This is a genomic window from Ruegeria sp. EL01 (genome assembly GCF_900313035.1).
Lineage (GTDB): Bacteria > Pseudomonadota > Alphaproteobacteria > Rhodobacterales > Rhodobacteraceae > Ruegeria.
This window is the reverse complement of record NZ_OMPS01000009.1, coordinates 213956-222803: the sequence shown is the minus strand read 5'-3', so window position 1 is coordinate 222803 and position 8848 is coordinate 213956. Positions and strand designations below refer to the sequence as shown.

Annotated in this window: 11 protein-coding genes; 3 read left to right on the top strand and 8 right to left on the bottom strand. The window is 55.7% G+C overall.

Annotation, left to right across the window (positions count from 1 at the left end; genetic code table 11):
* A partial coding sequence (locus D9K61_RS06875) for an IS5 family transposase (protein WP_120632494.1) occupies positions 1-451 on the bottom strand: 451 nt, incomplete at its 3' end.
* A 458-nt stretch (positions 452-909) separates the two neighbouring features.
* Between D9K61_RS06875 and D9K61_RS06865 the strand changes: the two genes are divergently transcribed.
* On the top strand, positions 910-1050 hold the full coding sequence (locus D9K61_RS06865) for a hypothetical protein (protein ID WP_254055699.1): 141 nt from the start codon (positions 910-912) through the stop codon (positions 1048-1050).
* On the opposite strand, the gene D9K61_RS06860 is transcribed toward D9K61_RS06865, so the two are convergent.
* Complete coding sequence (locus D9K61_RS06860) at positions 1047-1400, bottom strand: MmcQ/YjbR family DNA-binding protein (protein ID WP_120632492.1); 354 nt, start codon at positions 1398-1400, stop codon at positions 1047-1049. The two genes, D9K61_RS06865 and D9K61_RS06860, sit on opposite strands and share 4 nt — an antisense overlap.
* 168 nt (positions 1401-1568) lie before the next feature.
* Between D9K61_RS06860 and D9K61_RS06855 the strand changes: the two genes are divergently transcribed.
* Positions 1569-1997, top strand: a complete 429-nt coding sequence (locus tag D9K61_RS06855) for a hypothetical protein (RefSeq protein ID WP_120632491.1) — start codon at positions 1569-1571, stop codon at positions 1995-1997.
* 190 nt (positions 1998-2187) lie between these two features.
* On the opposite strand, the gene D9K61_RS06850 is transcribed toward D9K61_RS06855, so the two are convergent.
* Positions 2188-2670: an excalibur calcium-binding domain-containing protein gene (locus D9K61_RS06850; protein WP_254055698.1), complete on the bottom strand. Its 483-nt coding sequence runs from the start codon at positions 2668-2670 to the stop codon at positions 2188-2190.
* Positions 2671-2711: 41 nt separating this feature from the next.
* Here D9K61_RS06850 and D9K61_RS06845 point away from each other — a divergent pair, with 41 nt between their 5' ends.
* Complete coding sequence (locus tag D9K61_RS06845; protein ID WP_120632490.1) at positions 2712-3194, top strand: HugZ family protein; 483 nt, start codon at positions 2712-2714, stop codon at positions 3192-3194.
* 3 nt (positions 3195-3197) lie between these two features.
* On the opposite strand, the gene D9K61_RS06840 is transcribed toward D9K61_RS06845, so the two are convergent.
* The 5 genes from D9K61_RS06840 to D9K61_RS06820 form a co-directional block, all read right to left on the bottom strand.
* Positions 3198-3605: a universal stress protein gene (locus D9K61_RS06840; RefSeq protein WP_120632489.1), complete on the bottom strand. Its 408-nt coding sequence runs from the start codon at positions 3603-3605 to the stop codon at positions 3198-3200.
* A gap of 64 nt (positions 3606-3669) precedes the next feature.
* On the bottom strand, positions 3670-3996 hold the full coding sequence (locus tag D9K61_RS06835; RefSeq protein ID WP_120632488.1) for an antibiotic biosynthesis monooxygenase: 327 nt from the start codon (positions 3994-3996) through the stop codon (positions 3670-3672).
* A 157-nt stretch (positions 3997-4153) separates the two neighbouring features.
* Complete coding sequence (locus tag D9K61_RS06830; protein WP_120632523.1) at positions 4154-6442, bottom strand: glycosyl hydrolase family 28-related protein; 2289 nt, start codon at positions 6440-6442, stop codon at positions 4154-4156.
* A 137-nt stretch (positions 6443-6579) separates the two neighbouring features.
* Positions 6580-6981, bottom strand: a complete 402-nt coding sequence (locus D9K61_RS06825) for a DUF4864 domain-containing protein (RefSeq protein WP_120632487.1) — start codon at positions 6979-6981, stop codon at positions 6580-6582.
* 48 nt (positions 6982-7029) lie between these two features.
* A complete protein-coding gene (locus D9K61_RS06820) occupies positions 7030-8604 on the bottom strand; it encodes a lysine--tRNA ligase (RefSeq protein ID WP_120632486.1) in 1575 nt (524 codons plus the stop codon).
* Positions 8605-8848: the final 244 nt, after the last annotated feature.

Here is an 8848-nt window from a genome sequence, read left to right as displayed (position 1 = left end):
TGTGTATCTTACGCCAGGTGCGCCGTTTGGACCCGCCGTGCTTGCGGGCATTCCATTCGCCTTCACCTTCCGACTTGATGCCAGTGCTATCGATAAGAAGATTCAACGGGCCAGTACCGCCGCGATACGGCAGGCTCACGTTCAGCGTCTTCTGACGACGGCAAAGAGTGCTGAAATCAGGTGCGGCCCAGTCCAGTCCGACCAACTTTAGCAGGCTTTGTACAAAACCAGTGGTCTGCCGTAATGGCAGTCCGAACAGAACCTTCAAGGTCAGGCAAGCTTGGATCGCAGCGTCACTGAAGCTATGTTGCCGACCGCGCTTGCCACTCGGCGGTGGCACCCAGACCATTTCAGGATCAAACCAGATCGACAGCGATCCACGCTGCTTCAGACTAGCATTGTAAGAAGACCAGTTTGTGGTCTTGTACTTTGTTGGGGTCCAGCTGCTCATACCTACTAGCTATCATGCTGGATTCACGACATGAATCCCTACAACCGATTTGTGCAACAAAGCCCCGAAAAACATTTCCGATATCGACTACTTCAATAGTCTTGGAAGCGATTGGGTCGTAATCTCAAAAGATCTTCAAAACAGCAAAAAGCAAGCTGAACGGGCCGCTATTTTGAGAAACAATGTCGTGGCATTTTACCTTGCCCCGTCGTTGCAAAAGAAGAAAATTGGAGAACAGGCCGCTGCGATACTGTGGCACTGGGACAAAATTCTTCTGCAACGATCCGCAGTTAGAAATGGGTTGTTTCAATTACCTGAAAACAGATCGAAGTTCAGGTCCTTGTAAGAACAGCGATATTTACCGAAGCCCAATACTTCCCTGTCGACACTTCAACCTTGCAGCCCAGCGCTGCCTCCTCCACATTTGAAATCACAGATTGTGAGTCCAAAAGGTTGCCATGACGAACCCAAACACCCTGCCCAGCACGCATGAGGTCCAAAGCGCCATTCACAGGGCGCGCGGCACCCGCGTGGGGCTGGCCGAGGATCTGACGCAACTCTCAGGAAAATCCGTCAACGCCTTTGCTCTCCCGTTCTAAACCCCCAACTCGGCCCGTTTCTTCTTGGTCAACTTGGCCACGACCAAATCATAAGACGTCACGATATGCTCACGCAGTGAGGTGTCGCTCATCCCGCGTTCCTCGTAGACCTGTAGCCATTTCATCCCCCGAGACGCCAGATAGGGGGCGGGACGGATGCCGGGTTCATCGCTCAATACCTCAAAGGCCAGATCGGTGGCCTTAAAGGTGAACGCGTCCTTCCCATCGTTCCAGCCACAAAGCGCAAACACTTTGCCGCCCACCTTCCACACATCCGCATTGCCCCATTGCACCACATGGCTGGTGGCTTTGAGGTCAGAACAGAAGGTGTTGAATTCATCGCGGGTCATGGGTGCATTCTGAGCGAACAAAGTGGTCCAAGACAAGCGCTTGTGTTCCGTCACAGGCCAAAAAAGGACTCTTCTCAACGATCCGAATTCCCGGAACGGCAGCGCTGCTGATCCAAGGGCGAACCTTGTCGAACTTGCCAATCCCCAGCCCGCAGCTAGTTTCAACGGATGCGCGTCCTTCTTATCAGCCTCCTCCTCAGCACACCCGCCCAGGCTTGGGAGGCCACGGTGGGCGAGATTTGCACGCTGACCCATGACACCGATGACGCACGTATCTTCCTGACTTACGACCCGGCACAGCCGCTGTATACGCTGACCGTCACGCGCAAAACTGACACATGGACAGTGACCCCTTGGTTTGCGATGCGGTTCAGCGGACGCAATCCGGTCGAAATCGCAACGCCGCGCCATGTCCTGTCGCAGGACACCTTTGCCCTTGGGGTCAGTGACACAGGGTTTGCGAACGTCCTTGACGGTTTGGAATACAATGATACGGCCTACGCCTTCACCCAGGACCGTGTTACCGAGTTTCCGCTAAACGGCGCCGCGCCCGAGGTCCGCAAATTTCGTGATTGCGCCGGTGGCCAGCTGTCGTGATCTCGTCAGAGGTGGTTGGAAATCGGTCAGTTCCTCCAAAATACCGCCACGCTGGGCAATCACCAATTGGGTCCATCAATCGTACATTTGATCAGGCACTCTCCAATAGCTTTGCAGGACAGGTGGGAAGGATCAGGCTGTTTTTCACACCGGTTGCGGCTAGGTGCCCCGATCTTGCGGTGCAAGCCGCTCAGGGCCGAACGAACTTGGCGTTTCCAACCGTGCGGTCTGTGGGCGCCTCACTGGTTGGCGGCGACGCTTGTTGTGTGAATGTCGGCGTGAACTTTTCGCAGGTCACGCCATCTCCATCCGGGTCGTAACGCTTGTGATAGCCCGGCTGACCTTCTCGGAACGGGCCAAATCCAATGGCATGCACTGCATCACATCCAGCCAATGCGATCAGATGAAGCACAGCGTCGTTGCGGTCATAGTCGGAAATCCGCAGAAAGATACCGGCTGCAAACACTGCCGTGGTCAGAGGTAAGAGAAGCACCATGATTAAGATGCGCACAGGGGACAGGGCCTTTCGCCGCATGGCGTCGGCCCGACGGTGTCGTTTGGACGAGCGCGGGTTGAGATCGCTCTCGTTTCGTGCAGGTTTCCCGAACAACATGGTCTCAGAATACTCCGGATATGTGGCAACAGTTGGACTGGTCCCAAGTAGATCAGGCATCTATCTATGACAATTATTGATAGCTCCCGGAGCCATGCGATATGACCAAAACCGGCCCATACCAGCCGACAGATGCCGCCGCCCGTGCCTTGGCAAAGGAATTGCTCACAAAGGCAGCATTTGCTGCGCTGGCTGTCTTGCGTCCAGACGGGCTGACGCCATCAATCTCTCGCATCGCGTTGGCCACGGATGACGCCGGGTGTCCGGTCTCGCTGATTTCCACGCTTGCGGATCACACACAAGCATTGCAAACAAACCCGTCTTGCGCCCTTCTGATCGGCGAGCCCGCCGACAAAGGCGAGCCGCTAACCCACCCTCGGCTGACACTCCATGCAATCGCACGGTTGGTAGAAAAGGAAACGCGCGAACACAGCGTTTTGCGCGCAAGATATCTTAGCTTGCGCCCCAAAGCGAAGCTCTATGCCGATTTTTCGGATTTTGGGTTTGTCCATTTTGATGTTCAGGATGGCGTTCTGAACGGCGGATTTGGCAAGGCATACCGCCTTACCCCTGACGATCTGTGACCCTCACCGCACCACGTGCACAGCACATTTTGCATGACGCACCACATGAGACGCGGTCGACCCCAACAGTAGATCCTGCATTCCCGGCCGGTGCGAGGCCATGATGATCAGATCCGGTTTGTGTTCTTCCGCCCAATCAAGGATTGTTCGGCCCGAATGGCCTTCGATGACCATGCCTGTCGCATTGGGCAGTTTTGCCGCCATATTGTCGAGTTCCGTTTGGATCGCCTTTCGCGCCTCTGTCAGATACTCAGCGGGCATGTAGGAAATCGCATAGTTCGGAATATGCTCGACCACATGCATCAACGTCACCTGTGCGCCAGGTGTTGCCAGAACTTCGGCCAGCTTCAGCGAGCCAGATGTATCCCGTTCCGCATCAAACGAAATGGGGACAAGAATGTTATGATACATGCTACGGACCTCCTTTTTGCGGTCCTAACGTGGACCAGAAATCTGGCGAATGCCTTGATCCAGGTCAGGATTCCCCAAAGGTTTCAGCAACGTCGTACATGACCGGCTCAAAGCTTTTGCACAGCTCGTTGATTTTGCGGTTTCGGTCGCGCATCTCGGGCGTGCGCAACATTGCCAGAAAGTCTTCCCGGCGCTCCCACTGAGAATAGTTGGCGATACGCGTCTGCGCGTCATTTACATGCAACCCCGCCGAAACGAACCCGGGTTGTTTAGAAATGAATTCTGCATAGGCATCGGTCAGTGATTCGAGCAGGTCCTGGCTGGTTCCAGGAGTCATTTCAAAGGTGGTAATAACAGTTTGAACGCTGGTGTTCTTGGCGATTTTCGGCATCTGGCTCCTCCTTTGGCTGACCCAAGCCTAGCATAGGAAATTGAAACGTCGCCTGTTTCCTTGAGCTTTCCCAACACTTTCAATTGGCACTCTGCATCTGCACGGACACCGACCAAGAAACGTGTGGCTGCCCGCCGTCGGGCAGCCATCCCTCAAGTCAACGCTCCATCCGCATCAGAACCGAGACTTCGCCTTGCAAATTCTCCGGCCAACGCAGCAATAATCCATCGCCTTTGCTGCCTTGCTCCAGCTCTACATAAGGTGTCGCGTGACGTACCGATCCAAAAACGCTCCGCAGCGGACCAAGAACAGTCACTGCATCGCAACTCCGAACCTTACCGTCGAACGGCAAATGAGCATAAGACCAAAGTGGCCAAGCGCTGGTCGCGGACGGCTGCCAATGCCGCAGTCGCAAGGGGTTCGCGGCCTTCACGCTCACACCATGATACGTATTGTCTTGGAAGGTCACGTTGACATGTCGGTTTTTGTCCAAATCGGCAAATGTGGTGTCCACCCTTTCCGCCCTGTCAATCCTACCGCCGCTGCTGCGGAATTTGTTCCCGGTGACAGCCAGACCGTTCAGGAAGTGCCCTGGACCATATGGGCGAATGACAATGTAACTGAACCAGGGCGGGGCTTCGCTGGAATAGAAGATGTTGTCAGCGATGCTCATTGCGCTGAACGAGTAGCCCGAAACATAACTGGGCGTGGAATCTCGCTCATTTGTCCATTCGACAAAACAGTTGTCCACGTAGTTCTCGGCAATGGTCGAGCTGTTGTAGGTCCCGATCATGATCAGACCGGCGGTACGGACACCTTGCGGGATGCTATCGCCCTGAAAGAAATGATTACCCAGGATCATGTTGTTGTCCCCACCCACAACAGCAAAATGCTTGAAACGCACCGCCCGGTTGTGCCTCAGCTTCACGTCATTCGCGTTTGTGTTCAGCGCGATTGAGTTGCGATCCGTGACAGCCAAGGATTCTTCCGAGGATAGGAACTGGCAATTGTCGATCAGCATCCCTTTACACCCGGTTCCAATCGACGAGATGCCACGATACTTTGGCCGGCTGACAAAGCAATCTGTCAGCGAGAATGTGCTGCCCGACGGCGCCAGTCGGATTGCGCTGCAACGCCCGTTGCACTGAAATTCAATCTGCTCCATGCCGAATTTCCGCAACGTACTAAAGCCGCTGAAATCCAAAAGATACTTGAGCGCTTGAAAGGCGAATGTCTGGGTGCCGGATGCGCTATAGATGGCCGCGTTCAGGATGATCTCTCCTGCACCGACATTCTTGGACCGCACATAGATCTCGCGCCCCACACCACTCCCCTGCACCAACGAGCCTACCGGAATATTCGCTATATTGGCCACATTCGTCAGTCGCTTTGAATCCGACGGATCGTAGGTCGCGACCGAGGTAAACGTTTCGAGATCCCAAGCCGAATTGCTTTTGACATCAAACTGCCCGTTGCGGATCACGCGGCGCGTGGAAAATCCGTTTTGCCTGTTGGGAACCGCAACAGCCATATCAATCGGTGCGTTGACCGAGATCTTGCGCCCTGCCAGATCCAGCGATTCATGATCCGCATTGTTCAACAACGCCTGAAACGCCTTTTTGAACGCAAGCTCCTCATCGCCAAAGGCTGCGTCATAGGTGGGAAAATCGAAATTCTTGGTCAGCAGCAGCATTTTGTCATCAGGCATCGTGACCGTGCCTTCGAAATCCATCTCGGATGCCATGCTGGTGCTTTCCGCCAGATGATATGTACCTTGTGGAACATAGACCCGGCGCCCTCCGGCCGCCTGATCCGCCGCCTCGAATGCCGCTGAATCGTCGGTGACACCATCTCCAATGGCGCCAAAGTCACGTACATCGACGATGCTGATCATCTCGCGCAGGAAAACGCCGGTTACATCGGTGATCTCGATATCGTCGACCCGCACCAGCGCGCCGTTGGCCCCTTCAATATCCAAACCAAAATGCCCGTACAGAGCCGAGACGCCCCAAGGCATATCCACACCGGGACGCTGTCCAGTGCCAACGATCGCCGTAATCTCATGCACTGTGCCATACCCTGAAAGTTGGGTGGCGGGGCCTTGCTCGGCCACGCCGGCCAAATGGGTATCCCCAGCAGCCCCGGCCCAGGCCGCAATCCGAACCTCAGGCAGCGGTCCGCTGATCGCCTTGACCCGTGCCTTGATCTGCAAGTAGCAGCCCGGCAAGATCGGTGTCTGACCCATATAGCGCAGCTTTTGCGTGGCAGAAACCTTCAATATCTCAAGACAGCCGCCAAAATCCGCATCCGCCGGAACAAAGGCACCAGTGCCCGATCCATCGTAAGTCGGCGAGCCCGGCGTGCCGTCACCCGCAGACCAAACCCCCAAACCATTCGCGAACTGAGGTGGCATGAATACGATGCCATCGGTGATTGCCTTGTTCATAGAAATCCCTTTCCCAATCGCGTCGCTCAAGTATGCGACACGTTCAAACCCAGTGTTCAGGTTCACCCCGAACGCGAAAGTCTGAGTATCCAACAGGGATTAACCGCCGCTCACATCACCGTGACGGTGGTGTTGCGTCAGGCTGCCGGATCGGCGTTGTCCAGCAGTTGCACACCGTTGATCTTCCAAGCGTTGTCCCGCTGCACCATCTGATAATTCAGAATATGCACCCGCCCATCACCATCGGTGATCATGACCTTTTGCCACAACGCTCCGGCAACCTCTCGCAGGTCCAGAAACCGCACATCTGCGGGCCGCCAGACCATGGGGTAACCGCGCTGCACCATGACCCCGAAATTCTCGGGGGTTCCGAACAGGCGCTGGATATTGGGGCTGGCAAAGGTAAAAGCGGTGACAAAGTCATCCGCCTCGAATGCCTGGATCTGCGCCGCGATATTCGCCTCGATCTCGGCGCTCTGGGCGAATACGCTTGGCGCAAGTCCGACACTCAGGCATATAGCAAGCAATACACGACGCATGGGGCCACCTCCTGTTCGAAGGATAGCCCCACACCGGGTCAGGTCAAATCAGGCCAGTTCCCCGGCCAACGCCTTGTCGATCAGCGCGATGGTTTCCGGCACGCCATAAAGCGCGATGAACCCACCAAACCGAGGTCCCTGCGAGGCTCCCAGCAATACCTCATACAGCGCGGTGAACCAGCCGCGCAACGGGTCAAACCGTTCACGCCCGACAGCATAAACCACCGATTGCAGCGCCTCGTCCTCGATGGGTCCGTCATACGACTCCAGTTCCGTCTTCAACGCTTCCAGCGCTTCACGCTCTTGATCCAACGGCGCCCGGTGCCGGCGCGTTGGTTTGACGAAATCATTGAAATACCGAACAGCAAAGCCCGCCGCCTGATCCAGATCGGGATGCGTCTCGGCCGTGGCATCAGGCGCATAGCGACGGATAAAGCCCCACAGTGCTTCTTTGTCCTCGGCCCCCGATACTGATGCGAGATTCAACATCATCGCAAAGGGCACGATCAGCGTGGACTCGGGAACATCTCCGCCATGGATATGCCAGACCGGGTTGTTTAACTGCGCCTTCAAATCCTGCCCGGGATAAGCCCGCAACTGCTGATGATACTCATCATAGGCTTTCGGGATTACATCAAAATGCATCCGCTTGGCCGTCTTGGGCTTCTGGTACATGAAATAGGCCAGACTTTCAGTCGGCGCATAGGTCAACCATTCATCAATCGACACGCCGTTGCCGGACGACTTTGAAATCTTCTGTCCGTGCTCATCCAGAAACAGCTCGTACGAGAAATGCTCAGGCGCACGTCCGCCCAGCGCCCGACAGATCGCGTCATAGATCTTTTCGTTGGTCGCGTGTTCCTTGCCGTACATCTCGAAATCAACGCCCAGCGCCGCCCAGCGCGCGCCAAAATCCGGCTTCCACTGCAGCTTGACGTTGCCGCCGGTGACGGGCAGCGTCCATTCCTTGCCGTCCTCGTCATCGAAGGTGACGGTATAGGTCTCGGCACAGACCTTTTTCATCGGCACATACAGAACCCGCCCGGTCTCGGGATGGATCGGCAGAAAGATGGAATAGGTTTGCTGCCGCTCTTCCCTCAGGCTTTTCAGCATGATGGCCATTACAGCATCATAGTTTTCGACTGCTCGCTTCAGGATCTCGTCGAACTGACCCGAGCGATAGAATTCCCGCGCCGAATAAAACTCATACTCGAACCCAAAGGTATCAAGGAATCGGCGCAGCATCGCATTGTTGTATTCGCCAAAGCTCGGGTACTCGCCAAACGGGTCCGGGACCGAGGTCAACGGCCGCTGCAAATGCTCTTCCAGCGCCTCGGGATTGGGCACGTTGCTAGGCACCTTGCGCAGGCCATCCAGATCATCCGAGAAACAGATCAGCTTGGTCGGAATGTCCGACAGCGCCTCAAACGCGCGTTTGACCATCGTGGTCCGCGCAACCTCACCAAACGTTCCGATATGCGGCAGACCCGAGGGGCCATAACCCGTCTCGAACAGCACATACCCCTTCTCCGGAGCGCCCTGCTTGTACCGTTTGAGCAACCGCCGCGCCTCTTCAAAGGGCCACGCCTTGGACGTCATCGCGGTTTCACGCAGGTCAGACATTAGAATTCTCCATCGGGAAACGTGCCAAACGCCCCATGCGCCCAGCCCGGCCCGGCCCCTGTTATTGTGCGGATGCAGCATGAGTCAATAAAGCGACTGGTATTTCTCAATACGCGACCGAAAAGGAACCTGTTAGCATTGCCAGGTGCGCCAAAAACGGTCACAACAACCTCTGCGCGATTTTTCTGCTTCGCTGTGACACCGGGGCCTGCCATGACGCGTGCCATGAAAAACACAACGAACG

Coding starts and splice junctions, on each gene's coding strand:
- D9K61_RS06865 (WP_254055699.1), top strand. CDS start 910: ATGACGAACCCAAACACCCTGCCCAGCACGCATGAGGTCCAAAGCGCC.
- D9K61_RS06860 (WP_120632492.1), bottom strand. CDS start 1,400: ATGACCCGCGATGAATTCAACACCTTCTGTTCTGACCTCAAAGCCACC.
- D9K61_RS06855 (WP_120632491.1), top strand. CDS start 1,569: ATGCGCGTCCTTCTTATCAGCCTCCTCCTCAGCACACCCGCCCAGGCT.
- D9K61_RS06850 (WP_254055698.1), bottom strand. CDS start 2,670: ATGCCTGATCTACTTGGGACCAGTCCAACTGTTGCCACATATCCGGAG.
- D9K61_RS06845 (WP_120632490.1), top strand. CDS start 2,712: ATGACCAAAACCGGCCCATACCAGCCGACAGATGCCGCCGCCCGTGCC.
- D9K61_RS06840 (WP_120632489.1), bottom strand. CDS start 3,605: ATGTATCATAACATTCTTGTCCCCATTTCGTTTGATGCGGAACGGGAT.
- D9K61_RS06835 (WP_120632488.1), bottom strand. CDS start 3,996: ATGCCGAAAATCGCCAAGAACACCAGCGTTCAAACTGTTATTACCACC.
- D9K61_RS06830 (WP_120632523.1), bottom strand. CDS start 6,442: ATGAACAAGGCAATCACCGATGGCATCGTATTCATGCCACCTCAGTTC.
- D9K61_RS06825 (WP_120632487.1), bottom strand. CDS start 6,981: ATGCGTCGTGTATTGCTTGCTATATGCCTGAGTGTCGGACTTGCGCCA.
- D9K61_RS06820 (WP_120632486.1), bottom strand. CDS start 8,604: ATGTCTGACCTGCGTGAAACCGCGATGACGTCCAAGGCGTGGCCCTTT.